Origin of the sequence: Roseateles sp. (assembly GCF_044373315.1) — a bacterium.
GTDB lineage: Bacteria > Pseudomonadota > Gammaproteobacteria > Burkholderiales > Burkholderiaceae_C > JACDQM01.
The window spans coordinates 1-17,600 of sequence record NZ_JBILQK010000027.1 but is presented as its reverse complement, the minus strand read 5'-3'; the positions used below and the strand labels follow the sequence as shown (position 1 = coordinate 17,600).

The following is a 17,600-nucleotide window of genomic DNA, read 5'->3' as shown; positions in this document are numbered from 1 at the left end:
CCTGCAAATGGCGGCGTCGTTCCAGGCATTCAGCGCTGGATCAGCGCAGATCGTCCATCAGCAAGTTCAGGATTCGCTTGGCGATCTCGGTGGTCTGCTGTTGGCCCTTGTCGTCGAGCACGCTGATGGTGCTGCGTTCGCCTTCCGATTTCACCGAGATGCGATAACGCTTGGCGGTCTGAGCTTGCTCGCCCTTGAACAGGCGCTGGAAGAAGTTGGGCTCTTCCTTGCCGGCCTGGTTCGGGTCGGCATAGCGCAGATAGAACAGGCCCTGGTTGCGATCGCGGTCTTCGATCGTGAAGCCATGGCGGTCAAGCGACTGGCCGACGCGGCGCCAGGCGCGCTCGAAACCTTCATTCATCTGCAGGCTGTCCGGCACATCGCTGAGGGCGCGGCTGCTGCGCATCTGCGGGCCGGGAGGCAGGCCAGTCTTCGCCGGTGCCGGCGTGCTTGCAACCGCTGTTGCAGCGGGCGCATCGGCCTTGCCGCCAAGCTTGAGCATCAGGCGCGACAGCATCTCGCCTTCAAGCATCGGGTCAGCCGCGCGCGGCTGCCAGGCCGTCTGGTCACGCTGGTTGTTGCTGTAGACCTCTTGCATGCCGCGGTGCGAGATGAAGATGTCCGTGCCACCGCTGGCGACACGTTCGATGCGGGTGCGGTACATGTCGCGCTCGCCGGTCGAGTAGACCGAGTCCAGCACGCGGCCAATGGCGCTGCGGATGAAGTCCTGGGGCAGTTTGGCGCGGTTTTCAGCCCAGTTGGTCTCCATCACGCCGAGCTCTTGCTGCTCCTTGGTGATCTCGAAACCACGCTCCTGCCAGAAGGCGCGAACCTGCGTCCAGACCTGTTCGGGTGACTGGCTGCTGCGCAGCCAGCGCACTTCACCTGAGCGCTCCAGGCGTACTTCGCCAGCTGAGCTCAGCGCCACTTGCGCTGTCCCCGCTGCAGAGGGGCGCACACCTGTTGCACCGGCCTGCTGTTGTTGCTGAAGGGCGGCGGCACTGACCGCACCGCCCTGCACCTGGCTGCGGCTGTCGCGCGCCAGTTGCGTCAGGTCGGGCGGGACTTCAAGACCCTGGGTCTGGCGCGCGCCGCTGCGGTAGTCGACCTTGTCCGAGCCGAGCAAGCCTTCGACGGAGCTGCAGGCACCAAGGGAGGCCAACAGGGCCACGCCGGCAAGACGCGCAGCGATCTGCTTGCGGTCGGTAGTAGAGGAACGGGTCACGCTGGACATCTCCGAAGGTCTGCGGCGGGCCATTTTGACGGTGCCGGGTCAAGAAACTGAATGAAAGACGCAAAAAGACAGGCCCGCTCTCAGAGCAGCCCGGCCTCCTGCATGGCCTGTTTGACGGCGGCTTGGCCAGCCGGCGTCATCTGCGTGATCGGCAGGCGCATATCGGGTTTGCAACGGCCCAGTTGCGACAGCGCCCACTTGGCCGGGGCCGGGCTCGGTTCGCAGAACAGTTGCTTGTGCAAGCCCAACAGTTGCATGTGGATGCGGGTGGCTTCACGCACGTTGCCGGCCAGCGCGGCCTTGCAGAGTTCATGCATGGCGCGCGGTGCGATATTGGCCGTCACGCTGACATTGCCATGACCGCCCAGCAGCATCAGGGCAATGGCGGTGCCATCGTCGCCGGAATAGATCGAGAAACCCTGCGGCGCGTGCTTGATCAGGTAGGCCGCGCGCTCGATGTTGCCGGTGGCCTCCTTGACGCCGAATACGCCGGGCAGGCTGGCGCAGCGCAAGGCGGTGTCAGGCAGCATGTCCGCCACGGTTCGGCCCGGCACGTTGTACAGCATCATCGGGATGTCGACGGCTTCCGCGATGGCCCTGTAATGCTGGTAGATGCCTTCCTGGCTGGGCTTGTTGTAGTAGGGCACGACCGACAGCGTGCAGTCGGCACCGACCGCCTTGGCATAGCGGCTCAGTTCGATGGCTTCGGCGGTGGAGTTGGCGCCGGTGCCGGCCATGATGGGCACGCGGCCCTTGGCGTGCTCGACCGCGGCGCGGATCACCTCGCGGTTCTCTTCCATGCTGACAGTGGGCGACTCGCCGGTCGTGCCGACCACGCCGATGCAGTCCGTGCCTTCGGCGATGTGCCAGTCGATCAGGCCGCGCAGGGCCTCGTAATCGATGCTGCCGTCTTCATGCATCGGCGTCACTAGCGCAACGATGCTGCCAACAATGGGTTTCATGGAAAACAATTCCTAGTAATCGTCTGATTCTACTCAGGGCGGGAGTGGGGGCCTGTCAGTCGAGCAGGTATCGCTGGTAAACCCCGGTCATCGGGGTTGCGCGCAGCGCTGCAACGCGTTGCACATAGCGCGGGTTGACGGGGCCGCTGCCTCCCTCATTGCCTCCCTCGTAGCCGTCCTCGAAAGCCACCACCCGCAAGTCCTCGCAGGCCTTCAGCAATTCGCCCGGTTCCAGAAGGAATTCAGCCCGGGACGGCCGCCCGATGGTCTGCTGACCGGCGGCGAAGGTCTCGTAGATCAGCCATCCGCCTGGCGCCACGCTGGCGCAGATGGTGGGCAGCAAGGGGCGCCACAGGTAGTTGCTGACCAGCACCAGGTCGAACTGCCGGCCGGGCAAGGGCCAGGGCCCGGCCTCAATATCGGCCTGCACCACCTCACATAGGCCACGCAGTCCCGCCAGCGCCTGCATGTCGCGGTCGACTGCAGTGACCTGCATGCCGCGCGCGGCCAGCAGACGGGCATGGCGGCCTGCTCCGCACGCCAGGTCCAGCGCCGATTTGCCCGCCGCCATGGCCTGCGTCCAGCGCAGCAGCCAGGGGGAGGGGGCGCCGCTGCCATGGGGGCCAGCCGCCGCGGCGGCGTTGATCACCACGGCCTTCTTCTCGGTCATGCGCCTTCCTTGCGTGTCATTCCAGTGTGTTTCAGAAGCAGGCCCACAGCTGCTCGGAGAGCTGAACCATCAGCGCCGGCTGGGTATAGGCCAGAAAGACCGCGGCCAGCGTCGCTGCCAGCAGCAGCCAAACCAGGATTCTGAGGCTCTTGCGCATACTGACACTCAGGCCGGTGCCAGCGCCGGTCGGCTGATGGCCTGTTCGCGCACCGGCAGATTGACCAGCGCCGCCATCACGCCCAGCGCCACTGCCAGCCACCAGACGATGTCATAGCTGCCGCTGGAGTCGTAGAGCTTGCCGCCCAGCCAGACCCCCAGGAAGCTGCCGATCTGGTGGCTGAAGAACACGAAGCCGCCCAGCATGGACATGTGCTGCACGCCGAAAATCTGCGCCACGATGGCATTCGTCGGCGGCACGGTGGAGAGCCACAGAAAGCCCATCACGGCCGAGAAGATGTAGACGCTCGTCGGCGTCAGCGGCACGCTCAGGAAGACCACGATGGCCACCGAGCGCAGCGCATAGATGCCTGACAGCAGGTAGCGCTTGGGGTAATGCTGGCCCAGGCTGCCGGCGATATAGGTGCCAAACACATTGAACAGGCCGATCAGCGCCAGCGCGTAGGTGGCGACCTGCGGGCTCAGCCCCTGATCCTTCAGGTAGCTGGGCATGTGCACGCCGATGAAGACCACCTGGAAACCGCAGACGAAGTAGCCCAGCATCAGCAACTGGAAGCTGCGGTAGCCGAACGCTTCGCGCAGCGCCTGCGCAATGCTCTGCTTGTGGCCGCCAGTCGGCCCCATCTGCGCGGGTTCACGCAGGCCCCAGGCCAGCGGTGCGATCAGCAAGGCGGCCAGGGCGAGCACGAATAAGGCGTTCTGCCAGCCGGTGCCGGCGATCAGCCAGTTTTCCACCGGCACCATCAGGAACTGGCCGAAGGAACCGGCCGCCGCGGCCACGCCCATGGCCCAGGAGCGCTTCTCCGGTGCCACATTGCGGCCGATCACACCATAGATCACAGCATAGGTGGTGCCCGACTGCGCCAGGCCGATCAGCAGGCCGGCGCTGCCGGTGAAGGCCAGGCCCGAGGTCGACAGCGCCATCAGCACCAGGCCCAGCGAATAGAGGATGCCCCCCACCACCAGCACCTTGAAGGCGCCGAAGCGGTCCGCCAGCATGCCGGTCACCGGGCCGGCAATGCCCCAGGCGATGTTCTGGATCGCCAGCGCAAAGGCAAAGGTCTCGCGAGTCCAGCCGCGGTCCATGGTGATCGGCTGCAGCCATAGGCCGAAGCCATGGCGGATGCCCATCGACAGAGTGACGATCAGCGCGCCGCACAGCAGCACCTGGTTCATCGACAACTTGGGTGCGGCGGGAATTTGGGCAGACATCCATGCACTGTAGCCAAAGCCGGAGAGGGTCGCTGTCTCTTTGGGCGCATTGCGCAGTGCCTAGAATCCGCGCCCATGGCGACCAAAGCGAATTCCCCAAGCAGTCCGGCTACCTATGGCGAGGCGTCGATCCGCGTCCTGAAAGGCCTGGAGCCCGTCAAGCAGCGACCGGGCATGTACACCCGCACCGATAACCCGCTGCATGTGATCCAGGAAGTGATCGACAACGCGGCCGACGAGGCGCTGGCCGGCTTCGGCAAGCGCATCGACCTGGTCCAGCATGCCGATGGCTCGATCTCCATCGAGGATGATGGCCGCGGCATCCCCTTCGGCCTGCACCCGGAAGAGGGCGTGCCGGTGGTCGAGATCGTCTTCACCCGGCTGCACGCCGGTGGCAAGTTCGACAAGGGCTCGGGCGGCGCCTACAGCTTCTCGGGCGGCCTGCACGGCGTGGGCGTCTCGGTGACCAACGCGCTGGCCAAACGGCTGGAGGTGACGGTCTGGCGCGACAAGCAGGTGGCCAAGCTGGCCTTCGAGCATGGAGATGTGGTCGAGCCCGTCAGCGTGCGGCCAACGGCCAGCGGCGACCGCAAGCAGGGCACGACGGTGCGTGTCTGGCCCGACGCCAAGTATTTCGAGGCGGCCGAGCTGCCCAAGAACGAGCTGGTGCACCTGCTGCGCTCCAAGGCCGTGCTGATGCCTGGCGTCACGGTGACGCTGAAGAACGAGAAGAGCGGCGAGCTGCAGACCTGGCTCTACAAGGGCGGCCTGCGCGACTACCTGATGCAGTCGCTCAATGCCGATCCGCTGATTCCGCTGTTCGAGGGCGAGCAGTTCGCCACCGCGTCCGAAGCCGAGAATTTCGCCGAAGGTGAGGGCGCGTCCTGGTGCGTGGCCTTCACCGAAGACGGCGCCGTGATGCGCGAGAGCTATGTGAACCTGATCCCCACGGTGGCCGGCGGCATGCACGAGTCGGGCCTGAAGGACGGCTTGTTCGGTGCGATCAAGGGCTTCATCGAGATGCACTCGCTGCTGCCCAAGGGCGTCAAGCTGATGCCCGACGATGTGTTCTCGCGCGCCTCCTTCGTGCTCTCGGCCAAGGTGCTGGACCCGCAGTTCCAGGGCCAGACCAAGGAACGCCTGAACTCGCGCGACGCGCTGCGCCTAGTCTCGGCCTATGTGAAACCGGCGCTGGAGCTGTGGCTGAACCAGCATGTGGAGCAGGGCAAGAAGCTGGCCGAGCTGGTCATCAAGCAGGCGCAGACCCGCCAGCGCGCCAGCCAGAAGGTCGAAAAGCGCAAGGGCTCCGGTGTTGCTGTGCTGCCCGGCAAGCTGACCGATTGCGAAAGCCGCGATCTGCTGCATAACGAGCTGTTCCTGGTCGAGGGCGATTCGGCCGGCGGCAGCGCCAAGATGGGCCGCGACAAGGAGACCCAGGCCATCCTGCCGCTGCGCGGCAAGGTGCTGAATTCCTGGGAAGTCGAGCGCGATCTGCTGTTCAAGAACAACGAGATCCACGACATCTCGGTGGCCATCGGCGTGGACCCACATGGTAAGAACGACACGCCCGACCTTTCCAATCTGCGCTACGGCAAGATCTGCATCCTGTCGGACGCCGATGTGGACGGTTCGCACATCCAGGTGCTGCTGCTCACGCTGTTCTTCCGCCACTTCCCCAAGCTGATCGAGACGGGCCATGTGTTCGTCGCGCGGCCGCCGCTGTTCCGGGTTGACGCACCGGCCCGTGGCAAGAAGCCGGCGGCCAAGATCTATGCGCTGGATGAGGGCGAGCTGACGGCCGCACTCGACAAGCTGCGCAAGGAAGGCGCCAAGGAAAACAGCTGGACCATCAGCCGCTTCAAGGGCCTGGGCGAGATGAATGCCGAGCAGTTGTGGGACACCACGCTGAACCCCGAAACCCGCCGACTGATGCCGATCGCCTACGGCGCGCTGGATTTTGGCCAGACCGAAGAGGCGATCAACAAATTGATGGGCAAGGGCGAGGCCGCTTCGCGGCGCGAGCTGATGGAGCTGCATGGCGACTCCGTCGAGGTGGACATCTGATGCGCAGCATCTACAACGGACACCACGGCGCGCACGCCGCTAGCAAGGAGTTCTTCCGCGGCCGCCTGGTCGAAGCCTTCGAGGTGCCGGCGCGGGCCGACTATGTGCTGAAGGCGCTGCAGGCCAGCGGCCTGGGCGAAATCCTGCCGCCGGTCGACCACGGCCGCGCGCCGCTCGAGCGCGTCCACGCGCCTGCCTATCTGCGCTTCATCGAAGGGGCGTATGCCGAATGGCTGGCCACGGGCGGCGAGGGCGAAGCCTTTCCGGCTGTCTGGCCGGTGCGCACACTGCGCTCGGACGTCGAACCCAAGAGCTTTGCGGCCCGCATGGGCCTGTACTCGATGGACAGCGGCTCGCCGCTGACCGCCGGTACCTGGGAGGCTGCCTACTGGGGCGCCCAGGCTACGCTGACCGGGCTTGATCTGCTGCTAAAGGACGCTGAACGCAGCGCCTATGTACTGACCCGCCCGCCGGGCCACCATGCTGGCGCGGATTTCTTCGGCGGCTACTGCTTCATCAACAACGCAGCCGTCGCGGCGCAAGCCGCGCGAGACGCCGGCGTGGAGCGCGTCGCCATCCTGGATGTTGACTACCACCATGGCAACGGCACGCAGGCGATCTTCTATGAGCGCGCCGATGTGTTCTACGCCAGCGTGCACGGCGACCCGCAGACCGAGTTCCCTTTTTTCCTCGGCCATGCGGACGAGCGCGGTGCCGGCGCCGGCCTGGGCTTCAATGCCAACTTACCGCTGCCGGCGGGCAGCAGCAATGAGCTTTGGTTCGAGGCCTTCGAGAAGGCACTGGACCAGCTCAACGCCTACGCGCCCGGGCTGCTGATCGTCTCGCTGGGGGTGGATACCTACGGCGGCGATCCGATCTCGCACTTCAAGCTGGACCGCCCCGAGTTCCGCCGCATGGGGCAGGCGCTGCGCTCGATGCAGTTGCAAACGCTCTTCGTGCAGGAAGGCGGCTATGCCACCGAAGCGATTGGCCACAACGTCGTGGCAGTGCTGCAGGGTTTCGAGGACCTGAGCTGAAGAACCCCACAGGCGCCGGCCTGTCCGGTGCCAGCGAACGAACATGAACCAGAACACTTTCGATTTCGACGATCCCCGTCCGCAGCCGACGGCCAGCGGTGACGATCCCGGCTTGGCCCAATACGCCGAGCGTGCCTATCTCGAGTACGCGCTGTCTGTGGTCAAGGGTCGCGCCTTGCCCGATGTCTGCGACGGCCAGAAGCCGGTGCAGCGCCGCATCCTGTATTCGATGGAGCGCATGGGCCTGGCCTTCACCACGGCCAGCGGCCCCAAGGCGGTGAAGAGCGCCCGCGTGGTCGGCGATGTGCTGGGCCGCTTCCACCCGCATGGCGACCAGGCCGCCTACGACGCCCTGGTGCGCATGGCGCAGGACTTCAGCCAGCGCTATCCGCTGATAGACGGCCAGGGCAATTTCGGCAGCCGCGACGGCGACGGCGCTGCCGCGATGCGCTACACCGAAGCGAGGCTGGCACCGATCACGCGCCTCTTGCTGGACGAGATCGACGAAGGCACGGTCGACTTCACTCCCAACTATGACGGCTCCACGCAGGAGCCCAGGCAGCTGCCCGCACGCCTGCCCTTCGTGCTGCTCAACGGCGCAAGCGGCATTGCCGTGGGCCTGGCCACCGAGGTGCCCAGCCACAACCTGCGTGAGGTCGCCGCCGCCGCCGTGGCGCTGCTGAAGAACGAGAAGCTGAGCGACGACGAACTGTTCGCGCTGCTGCCGGGGCCTGACTATCCGGGCGGTGGCCAGCTGATCTCATCAAGCGATGACATCAAGGCCGCCTACCGCAGCGGCCGCGGCACGCTGAAGCTGCGCGCACGCTGGAAGATCGAAGACTTGGCGCGCGGCCAGTGGCAGCTGGTGGTGACCGAGCTGCCGCATGGTGTCTCTTCTCAGCGCGTGCTCGAAGAGATCGAGGAACTCTCCAACCCCAAGGTCAAGGCCGGCAAGAAAGCGCTCAGCGCAGAGCAGCTGCAGCTCAAGGCGGCCCTGCTGTCGGTGCTGGACGGTGTGCGCGACGAATCCAGCAAGGAGGCCAAGGTTCGCCTGGTGTTCGAGCCCAAGAGCCGCACCGTGGAGCAGCAGGAACTGATCACCACGCTGCTGTCGCAGACCAGCCTGGAAAGCAGCGCGCCGGTCAATATGACCATGATCGGCGCCGATGGCCGGCCGGTGCAGAAGAGCCTGCGCCAGATCCTGGTCGAGTGGCTGGGCTACCGCCAGGCCACGGTGCATCGCCGCACGCAGCACCGCCTGGCCAAGGTGCTGGATCGCATCCATGTGCTTGAAGGCCGCCAGCTGGTTCTGCTGAACATCGACGAGGTGATCCGCATCATCCGCAACAGCGACGAGCCCAAGGCCGCGCTGATCGAACGCTTCAATCTCAGCGACCGCCAGGCCGAGGACATTCTCGAAATCCGCCTGCGCCAGCTGGCACGACTGGAAGCGATCAAGATCGAGCAGGAGCTGAAGGCGCTGCGCGACGAGCAGGCCAAGCTGGAAGACATCCTCGCCAACCCCGGCGTGCTCAAGCGCACCATCGTCAAGGAGATCGAGGCCGACGCCAAGACCTATGGCGACGAGCGCCGCACGCTGATCCAGGAAGAGAAGAAGGCCGTCGCCGAGATCAAGGTGGTGGACGAGCCGGTCACCGTGGTGGTGTCGATGAAGGGCTGGGTGCGCGCGCTCAAAGGCCATGAGGTCGATGCCGCCGCGCTCTCCTTCAAGAGCGGCGACCAGCTCTACGGCGTCTTCCCCTGCCGCAGCGTCGACCCGCTGATCGTGTTCGGCAGCAACGGCCGGGTCTACTCGGTGCCGGTGTCCCTGTTGCCGGGTGGGCGTGGCGATGGCCAGCCCATTACCACCTTGATCGAGCTGGAGTCGGGCACCTCGATCGCGCACTACTTTGCAGCCGCATCGACTCAGCGTTTGGTGCTTGCCGGCACAGGGGGCTTTGGCCTGATCGCGCTGACGGGTGATCTGGTCGGGCGTCAGAAGGCCGGCAAGACCTTCCTGAGCCTGGAAGGCGAGGAGAAGCCGCTCCCGCCCAGTCCGGTGCCAGCTGGCGAGGTGCTGGGTGTGCAGCTGGCATGCCTGTCATTGGAAGGCCGGCTGCTGACCTATCCGCTGGACGAGCTCAAACACCAGCCCAAGGGCGGGCGCGGGCTCACGCTGATCGATCTGGAAGCCAAAGACGCCCTGGTCAGCACCGCGGCCTTCACGCAGACCCTGCTTGTGCAGGGCAGCGGCCGCGGTGGCAAGCCCAAGGAAGAACTGATCAAGGGTGCGGCCCTGGCAGGCTATGCCGGCAAGCGGGCGCGCAAAGGCAAATCGGTTGAAGGGCTGCAGAAGGTGCTGAGGGTGCTGTCGGGCGGCTGACGGGCCGTCAGCGGGCCGGCCTGGTCACGGGCCCGGCACTTTCTTCTTGTCCGCTTCGGCTTGCGCGCTGGTCAGCAGCCGTTCGGCGCGGCGTTCGGCCAGCCGATCGGCGATCAGACGCTGCCAGCCGGGCGCGTCCTTGCGGAGTGCGGCGGCCATGCGTGCGCAGACGGGCTCGATCTGAGCCAACTCTGCCGCAGTCAGGCGCGCAAGTTCCTGCTTGGCTTGCTCAAGCTTGGCCTTGGCTTGTGCCTCCGGGGTGGAGTCCAGGTAGGCATGGCCCACGAAGGCTGTGCCGCGGCGCAGCACCTGCTGCAGCTCGGCCCGCAGCGAGGCCTTGGTGGCGTCCGGGCTTTCGACCAGGCGCTTGGCCAGCTGGCGCGACTGCTGGTCGTAGTGGGCGGTGCACAAGGCCTCGCTGGGCTGGCCTTCCGGCGATGGCGTTGCAGGGGCGGCCACGGCGCATGCGGCACCCCACAGGGCGACACTGGTGGCGACAAGCCAATGGAGGGCTGTTTGCTGATTCATTCGCGAGCTCCTGCGCTTGCTGCGGGTCGACGGGCAGAACCCATGCACAACGCAGGCCCTGGCCAAACGGCCGACAGTCCGCTTCCGCTCAAGCGCGAGCCATGGCTTGGGCACACTCGCGAACCAGGGCCGGGCCCTTGTAGATCAGGCCGGTATAGAGCTGCACCAGATCGGCACCCGCCTGCAGCTTGGTGCGTGCATCCTCACCACTGAGCACACCGCCGACGCCGATGATGGGGTAGCCGGTGCCGAGCGCTGCGCGCAGCAGGCGGATCACCCGGTTGCTGGCCTCAAAGACGGGCCGGCCGGACAGGCCGCCTGTCTCCTCGGCATGCGGCAGTCCCTTGACGGCGTCGCGGGCAATCGTGGTGTTGGTGGCGATCACGCCGTCGATGCGGTTCTTCAGCAGGGTCTGCGCAATCACCGCCACCTGGGCCTCGTCCAGATCAGGGGCGATCTTCACAAACATCGGCACCTTGCGGCCGCTGGCTGCTTCCAGCTGCTGCTTGCGCGTCTGCAACTGCGACAGCAGGGCGTCCAGCGCTTCGTCGCTCTGCAGCGCGCGCAGGTTCTTGGTGTTGGGGCTGGAGATGTTGACGGTGATGTAGTCGGCATGCGGGAACACGCCGTTCAAGCCGATCAGGTAATCGTCCGCCGCGTTCTCGATCGGCGTGGCGGCGTTCTTGCCGATGTTCAGGCCGATCAGGCCGCCGCCCGCGCGGAAGCTGCGTGCGCGCTTGACGTTGGCGATGAAGCTGTCCAGCCCCTCGTTGTTGAAGCCCAGGCGGTTGATCAGCGCCTCGGCTTGCGGCAGGCGGAACATCCGCGGCTTGTCATTGCCCGGTTGGCCCTTGGGCGTCACCGTGCCCACCTCGATGAAGCCGAAGCCCATCGCGCCCAGGCCGTCGATGCAGCGGCCGTTCTTGTCCAGGCCGGCGGCCAGGCCGATGCGGTTGCGGAACTTGAGCCCGGCCACCATCACCGGGTCGTCGATGCGGGCCTGCGCCCACAGGCATTGGGCCGGCGTGTTCTGCAGCCGGGCGATGGATCCCAGGGTGAGCTCATGGGCATGTTCAGGATCCAGACCGAACAGAAAGGGGCGGGTGAGGGCGTAGGGGACGAGGGCCATGGTGCGCAGACGAAGAGGTGTCTGAATTGTCGCATCGCCCCATCCAGTCCCTGGTGGCGCCGATAATGCCCGCAACCCTGATTCGCGAACCCTGCCATGAAGCCTCTTGATGACCACCAGCACGACCGCGAGGTCGGTTCCGTCGACGCCACAATCGACAGCACCCGCACGGACGACACACGCATTGGCGCGGTGCGGCCGCTGATCTCACCGGCCCTGCTGTTCGATGAAATGCCCGTGCCTGACGCCGCGCTGGATCTGGTCGAGCGTTCGCGCCAGGAAATCAGCGCCGTGCTGCACGGCCAGGACGACCGTCTGCTGGTGGTGGTAGGCCCATGTTCCATCCACGACCACGACCAGGCGATGGACTACGCCCGCCTGCTGAAGACCCTGCGCGACGAGCTCAGCCAGGATCTGCTGGTGGTGATGCGCGTTTATTTCGAGAAGCCGCGCACCACGGTGGGCTGGAAGGGCTATATCAATGATCCGCGCCTGGATGGTTCCTTCCACATGAACGAGGGCTTGCGGCTTGCGCGCCAGCTCTTGCTGGACGTGACGGCGTTGGGCCTGCCGGCGGGCACCGAATTCCTGGATCTGCTGTCGCCCCAGTACATCAGCGATCTGATCGCCTGGGGCGCCATCGGCGCGCGGACAACCGAGAGCCAGAGCCACCGCCAGCTGGCCTCCGGCCTGTCCTGCCCGGTGGGCTTCAAGAACGGCACCGATGGCGGCATCAAGGTGGCGTCGGACGCGGTGCTGGCCGCCAGCTCCAGCCATGCCTTCATGGGCATGACCAAGATGGGCGTGGCCGCGATCTTCGAGACCCGTGGCAACCGCGACTGCCATGTGATCCTGCGCGGCGGCAAGGCGCCGAACTATGACGCGGCGTCGGTGGCCGCTGCCTGCGACGCGCTCAAGTCCGCCGGCCTGCGCGAGCAGGTGATGGTGGACTTCTCGCACGCCAACTCCAGCAAGAAGTATGAGCGCCAGATCGATGTGGGCCGCGATGTCGCAGGCCAGATCGCCGGCGGTGACGCCCGCATTACTGGCGTGATGATCGAGAGCCATCTGCAGCCGGGCCGTCAGGACCTGCTGGACGGCCAGACCAAGGCCGATCTGAAGCCGGGTGTCTCCATCACCGATGCCTGCCTTGGCTGGGCCCAGACCGAGCCACTGCTGCGCGAACTGGCTGCCGCGGTGCGCGCGCGTCGCAGCCGCTGATCCAAAGGCGGCTTGACGGCGCAAGCCGTTCGCGCCGCGCCAGCAGCTGTTGGCGACATGCGCTTGTGTTTTGTCGCAGGTGGCTCGCAGGCCACACCTTGTCTTTCTAGAGTTCAGCTACTTTCACTGAACCTGGAGATGAGGCATGCGACACGATCTCACGAAGCGCCCGCTGGCGGCCCTGCTGGCAGCAACTCTTGGCCTGGGCTTGACTGGCGCTGCCCGCGCGGCCGATCTGGAAGTCGAAGTCCAGGGCCTGGCTTCCACCGAGGGCCATCTGCTCGTAGCCGTCTTCGCCGATGCGCAGAACTGGCTGCGCAAGCCCGTGGCGGTGCAGCGTGCGGCAGCCGCGTCGGCAATCGCTGGGAAACTGACGATTCAGATGAGCGGCTTGCCCGAAGGGGCGCTGGCCTTGAGCATCGTCCATGACCTGAACGGCAACGGCCGGCTGGACATGAATCCGGTTGGCATGCCGCTCGAACCCTTCGGCTTCTCCAACAATGCCGCCGGTGGTTTCGGCCCACCAAGCTTCGAAGCGGCGGTGCTTTCGACCGCCAACGGCTCCCGTGTCGCTGTCAAGCTGAACTGAGGGGCCGCCATGCAAAGACGTGAGTTGTTGATGGCGGGCCTCTGCACCTTGCTCGGCTCATCGGCGATCGCCGCGGCGCCTGCAGGTTTCGCGGCCGGCGCACCGGAACTGGCTCCGCTGGCAGGCTGGGACGGCCAAGGCCGCCAGGCGCAGGGCCTGAGCATCGAGGGCCGCCTGCCGCAGGGTCTGCGCGGCGTGTACTACCGCAACGGGCCCGGCCTGATGGAACGCGCCGGGCGCCGCTATGAGCATTGGTTCGACGGCGATGGCCTGCTGCAGGCCTGGCACTTTGAAGATGGCGGCGTGCGCCACCAGGCGCGTTTCGTCAACACCAACAAGTTCCGCGCCGAGCAAGAGGCCGGCCGCTTCATGCTGCCCACCCTGGGCACGGCGATCAAGCCGGAACTGCCGATCCGCGGCGCGGACAGTCTGAATACCGCCAACACCAGCGTGATGCAGCTCGATGGCCGGCTGTATGCGCTGTGGGAGGGCGGCAGCGCCTATGAGCTGGATGCGCAGAACCTGCAGACCCGCGGCCCCAAGGCCTGGGCGCCTGATCTGCAAGGCATGCCCTTCTCAGCCCATCCCAAGCTGGAGCCTGACGGCACGCTGTGGAACTTCGGCACGATGAACGGCCGCCTGGTGGTCTATCAGATCTCTCCGCGCGGACAGCTGCTGAGGCATGCGGTGCTGAAGCTGCCAGTGCCGGCGATGGTGCATGACTTTGTGGTCTCGCAGCGCCATCTGATCTTCCTCCTGCCGCCGCTCAGCCTGGACATGCAGGCGGTCCGCGCCGGCCAGAGCATGGTGCAGGCGATGCGCTGGCAGGCCGGCGAGGCCACGCGCGTGCTGGTCATCGACAAGGCCGACTTCCAGCGCCAGCGCCTGCTGGAGATGCCGGCCACGATGATGTTCCACTTCGGCAACGCCTGGGACGAGGGCGACGAGATCCACCTCGACTATGTGCGCTCGCCGCCGATGACCGAGTTCAATGTGGAAGCGGGCCAATTGATGCGCGGCGAGCGGCCGGCAGAGAGTGCCTCGACACCTGCTGTGCTGCATCTGTCGCTGTCCAGCGGCCGCCTGCGCCAGGACAGCCGCGATGAGGCGGTGGAGTTTCCGGTGGTAGATCCGCGCGTGGTGGCGCAGCGCCATCGCCAGGTCTTCTATACCCATGCCGCTGATGCGGCCGCGCGCTGGGGCGCCAATGCGCTGATGCGACTGGACCTGGACAGCGGCCAGCGCGAGCGTTTCGTGTTCGGCGCCGACGTGGTGGTGGAAGAGCATGTGCTGGTGCCCAAGCCCGGCAGCCAGCGTGAGGGCGAGGGCTGGCTGGTCGGCATGGGCTACGACCTGCGCCGCCGCCTCAGCTTCGCCAGCGTGTTCGATGCCGAAGCGCTGAGTGCCGGGCCGCTGGCGCGCGTCTGGCTGCCGTACTGGGTGCCTTATGGCTTCCACGGCAAGTTCTACGCGAGCTGATTCGGTCTGATGGGGGCAGGGCTTGGGGGCGCGCTGGGATAATGCGCCTATCTCCTCCTTAGCAGCTTTGCCCCCGATCCCATGAACAAGCCTCTGACCCAAGATGAACTGAAAACCCTCGTCGGCCAGGCCGCGCTGCAGTATGTGCAGCCGGGCTCCATCGTCGGCGTGGGCACCGGTTCGACCGTAGACAAGTTCATCGATGCGCTGGCCGCCAGCGACCGCGCCATCGCCGGTGCGGTGTCCAGCTCGGTGCGATCCACCGAGCGCATGCGCGCGCTGGGCATCCGCATCCTGGAGGCGGCCGATGTCGCCAGCCTGCCGGTCTATATCGACGGCGCCGACGAGATCGACCACCAGGGCCACATGATCAAGGGCGGCGGCGCCGCGCTGACGCGCGAGAAGATCGTCGCCGACCTGGCCGAGCGCTTCGTCTGCATCGCCGACGAATCCAAGCTGGTGCAGACCCTGGGCAAGTTCCCACTTCCGGTGGAGGTGATCCCGATGGCGGCGGCGCAGATCGCACGCCGCTTTGCGGCGCTGGGTGCCGTGGCCACCTTGCGCGAAGGCGTGGTGACCGACAACGGCGGCCACATCCTCGATGTGCGCGGCCTGGCGATCAACGACCCCCAGGCCTTCGAGGCCGACGTCAACCAGTGGCCCGGCGTCGTGACGGTGGGCGTGTTCGCCCGCAACCACGCCTCGGTCTGCCTGCTGGGCACCGCTGAAGGCGTGAAGACGCTGAGTTTCTGAGTCTGTGCAGGCAGCCTTTCAAGCCAAGCGCCTGAGTGCTGCCGGGCTCAGCGCAGCCTGAACACCGAGATCACCTCACCCAGGCGCTGCGACTGGTCCTTCATGCTTTCCGCTGCTGCGGCCGATTCCTCGACAAGCGCTGCGTTCTGCTGCGTCATCTGGTCAAGCTGGGTGACGGCTGCGTTGACCTGGTTGATGCCGTCGGCCTGCTCGCGCGCGGCGGCGCTGATCTCGCCGATGATGTCTGCAACCCGCTGCACGCTGGCGACGATTTCCTGCATGGAGCCGCCGGCGTCCTGTACCAGGCGTGAGCCGCTGTCCACGCGCTCGACGCTGGCATTGATCAGGGTCTTGATTTCCTTGGCCGCATCGGCGCTGCGCTGTGCCAGCGAACGCACCTCGCTGGCCACGACCGCGAAGCCCCGGCCTTGCTCGCCAGCACGCGCGGCCTCGACCGCTGCATTCAGCGCCAGGATATTGGTCTGGAATGCGATGCCATCGATGACGCCGATGATGTCTGAGATCTTGCGCGAGCTGGTGCTGATGTCGTCCATGGTGGAGACCACTTGGCCCATGACCTTGCCGCCGCGCTGCGCGGCCTCGGCGGCAGAGGCGGACAGCTGGTTGGCTGTCATCGCCGAGTCGGCGGTCTGCCGCACAGTGCCGGTCAGCTGGCTCATCGACGCCGCCACTTCCTGCAGGTTGGAGGCGGTCTGCTCGGTGCGCGCCGACAGATCGTGATTGCCGGTGGCAATCTCGGCACTGGCGGTGCTGATGCTTTCAGCCGAGCCGCGCACATCGCCGATCAGCTTCAGGAGCTGGGACTGCATTTCCCGCAAAGCATGCAACAGATGACCGGTCTCGTCGCCCGAGCCGTGGGGTACCTGGCGGGTCAGGTCAAAGTGAGCAATCGACTCCGCAACGCCGACAGCACCGCGCAGGGGCGATGCGATGCTTCGCGACAGGGCCAGCGCCATCCACACGCCCATGCCCAGGGCGATCAGAGAGAACACCAACAGTGCAGTGCGGGCACGTGAGTTGGTCTCGCTGACGTGCTTGGCAGCGGCATCAAGTGCGGCGCGCTTGTGCTGCACGATGCCCTGGATAGCTTCCTGAAACTGAGCGGCCGCCGGCTGGAACTGTTGATCGAAGATCTTTCGAGCCGCTTCGGCATCGCCAGCCTTCTTAGCGGCGCTGACGGCGTCGCGGCTGGCAAGGTAGGCCTTGCGAGTCTCTGAGAGCTTGTCAAACATGCTGCGCTCAGCTGCGCTCACCATATACCCATCCAGCTCCTTCTGCAGTTCGCTGGATTGCTTGGTGGAAGCGGCCGCTGACGGTGCAAAGAACTCGGCAAGGCTTGCGTCGGTGCTGATGGCAATCGCGCTGGTGCGGTTCACGCCATTGGTGATGTTCCGGTACCAGTCGCTTGCCGCGCGTTCGGCCGCTAGGTCCTGGCCATACATCAGTTCCGACTGGTGCGCCACGCGTGCCAGCGCGGTGTAACCCAGCCCGGCGCCGATGAAGGACACCAGCAGGACGGTGCCTAGTGCTAGGCCAAGCTTCTGGCCGATGCTGCGGTGGTGAAAGAATTCGAACATGCTGGTTTCCGTTGCGGGCGCGCAGGCGGTGGATTTGCTGCATCGCAGCTGGTTATCGGCAGAAACTGGCCCCGGCATGAGGCTTGCGCCTCATGTCTTGTGCGGCCAGCGCCCAGGATCCAGCGCGTCTAACAGCCCTGCCTCCAGCGGCACCGGCGAGCCGCTCAGCCGGCTGGCCAGGACCTGACCGCACAGGGCCGCCCAGCCGATGCCGCGTGAGCCCAGCGCGGTGCAGATCGCCAGGCCCGGCAGCCGCGGCATCAGACGCACCTGATCATCACGCCCGGCGTAGGCGGGGTCGACCAAGCCCCCTAGCACCGGCAGCCGGTCCGGGCTCAGCAGGCGCCAGCCGACGCGTCCCTGCGGCGGCAGGTCGAGCGCTGGCACCTCTGGCATTCCGGCCAGGCTGCGGTACTGCGCCAAGTTCAGCGTGTGGTCGCTGACGCGCAGGCTGGGATCCAGATCCTCGTCCTGCGCAGTGGCACCGCACCACAGACCGCCGCGACCATCGGCAATCGCGTAGCCAGCGCCGGCCACCGGCAGCAGCGGCACCGGCCAGCCGTG

Annotated in this window: 16 protein-coding genes; 7 read left to right on the top strand and 9 right to left on the bottom strand. The window is 66.2% G+C overall.

Going from position 1 to position 17,600, the window contains the following annotated elements:
* Positions 1–40: 40 nt before the first annotated feature.
* The 5 genes from bamC to ACIQ67_RS08575 form a co-directional block, all read right to left on the bottom strand.
* Positions 41–1,234: an outer membrane protein assembly factor BamC gene (bamC, locus tag ACIQ67_RS08595; protein WP_397533952.1), complete on the bottom strand. Its 1,194-nt coding sequence runs from the start codon at positions 1,232–1,234 to the stop codon at positions 41–43.
* Between the two features lie 80 nt (positions 1,235–1,314).
* Entirely contained in the window at positions 1,315–2,196 is an 882-nt protein-coding gene (gene dapA / locus ACIQ67_RS08590) for a 4-hydroxy-tetrahydrodipicolinate synthase (RefSeq protein WP_397533951.1), read from the bottom strand.
* 55 nt (positions 2,197–2,251) lie between these two features.
* A complete protein-coding gene (locus ACIQ67_RS08585) occupies positions 2,252–2,866 on the bottom strand; it encodes a class I SAM-dependent methyltransferase (protein WP_397533950.1) in 615 nt (204 codons plus the stop codon).
* A 31-nt stretch (positions 2,867–2,897) separates the two neighbouring features.
* Positions 2,898–3,023 (bottom strand): hypothetical protein, encoded by a 126-nt coding sequence (locus tag ACIQ67_RS08580; protein ID WP_397533949.1) that lies wholly within the window; start codon positions 3,021–3,023, stop codon positions 2,898–2,900.
* 8 nt (positions 3,024–3,031) lie between these two features.
* A complete protein-coding gene (locus ACIQ67_RS08575; protein ID WP_397533948.1) occupies positions 3,032–4,255 on the bottom strand; it encodes an MFS transporter in 1,224 nt (407 codons plus the stop codon).
* 75 nt (positions 4,256–4,330) lie between these two features.
* Here ACIQ67_RS08575 and ACIQ67_RS08570 point away from each other — a divergent pair, with 75 nt between their 5' ends.
* The 3 genes from ACIQ67_RS08570 to parC are packed head-to-tail and all read left to right on the top strand — an operon-like array spanning position 4,331 to position 9,739.
* A complete protein-coding gene (locus ACIQ67_RS08570) occupies positions 4,331–6,319 on the top strand; it encodes a DNA topoisomerase IV subunit B (RefSeq protein ID WP_397533947.1) in 1,989 nt (662 codons plus the stop codon).
* Complete coding sequence (locus ACIQ67_RS08565; protein WP_397533946.1) at positions 6,319–7,356, top strand: histone deacetylase family protein; 1,038 nt, start codon at positions 6,319–6,321, stop codon at positions 7,354–7,356. Before ACIQ67_RS08570 ends, ACIQ67_RS08565 begins: the two co-directional genes overlap by 1 nt.
* A gap of 43 nt (positions 7,357–7,399) precedes the next feature.
* Positions 7,400–9,739 carry a DNA topoisomerase IV subunit A gene (gene parC / locus ACIQ67_RS08560; protein WP_397533945.1) on the top strand — a complete coding sequence of 780 codons (2,340 nt, stop codon included), beginning with the start codon at positions 7,400–7,402 and terminating at the stop codon, positions 9,737–9,739.
* Positions 9,740–9,763: 24 nt separating this feature from the next.
* On the opposite strand, the gene ACIQ67_RS08555 is transcribed toward parC, so the two are convergent.
* Together ACIQ67_RS08555 and ACIQ67_RS08550 are read right to left on the bottom strand one after the other, a co-directional pair.
* A complete protein-coding gene (locus ACIQ67_RS08555; protein ID WP_397533944.1) occupies positions 9,764–10,267 on the bottom strand; it encodes a hypothetical protein in 504 nt (167 codons plus the stop codon).
* A gap of 88 nt (positions 10,268–10,355) precedes the next feature.
* A complete protein-coding gene (locus tag ACIQ67_RS08550; RefSeq protein WP_397533943.1) occupies positions 10,356–11,396 on the bottom strand; it encodes a quinone-dependent dihydroorotate dehydrogenase in 1,041 nt (346 codons plus the stop codon).
* A gap of 96 nt (positions 11,397–11,492) precedes the next feature.
* On the opposite strand from ACIQ67_RS08550, the gene ACIQ67_RS08545 reads away from it, so the two are divergent.
* From ACIQ67_RS08545 to rpiA, 4 genes are all read left to right on the top strand, one after another.
* Positions 11,493–12,617: a 3-deoxy-7-phosphoheptulonate synthase gene (locus tag ACIQ67_RS08545; RefSeq protein WP_397533942.1), complete on the top strand. Its 1,125-nt coding sequence runs from the start codon at positions 11,493–11,495 to the stop codon at positions 12,615–12,617.
* A 145-nt stretch (positions 12,618–12,762) separates the two neighbouring features.
* Positions 12,763–13,206 (top strand): DUF2141 domain-containing protein, encoded by a 444-nt coding sequence (locus ACIQ67_RS08540; protein WP_397533941.1) that lies wholly within the window; start codon positions 12,763–12,765, stop codon positions 13,204–13,206.
* Between the two features lie 9 nt (positions 13,207–13,215).
* Entirely contained in the window at positions 13,216–14,685 is a 1,470-nt protein-coding gene (locus ACIQ67_RS08535) for a carotenoid oxygenase family protein (protein ID WP_397533940.1), read from the top strand.
* An 81-nt stretch (positions 14,686–14,766) separates the two neighbouring features.
* Entirely contained in the window at positions 14,767–15,438 is a 672-nt protein-coding gene (rpiA, locus tag ACIQ67_RS08530; protein WP_397533939.1) for a ribose-5-phosphate isomerase RpiA, read from the top strand.
* Positions 15,439–15,485: 47 nt separating this feature from the next.
* Here rpiA and ACIQ67_RS08525 read toward each other — a convergent pair whose 3' ends face one another.
* Together ACIQ67_RS08525 and ACIQ67_RS08520 are read right to left on the bottom strand one after the other, a co-directional pair.
* Complete coding sequence (locus ACIQ67_RS08525; RefSeq protein WP_397533938.1) at positions 15,486–17,036, bottom strand: methyl-accepting chemotaxis protein; 1,551 nt, start codon at positions 17,034–17,036, stop codon at positions 15,486–15,488.
* Positions 17,037–17,126: 90 nt separating this feature from the next.
* On the bottom strand, positions 17,127–17,600 hold a 474-nt coding region (locus tag ACIQ67_RS08520), incomplete at its 5' end, for an FAD-dependent oxidoreductase (protein WP_397533937.1).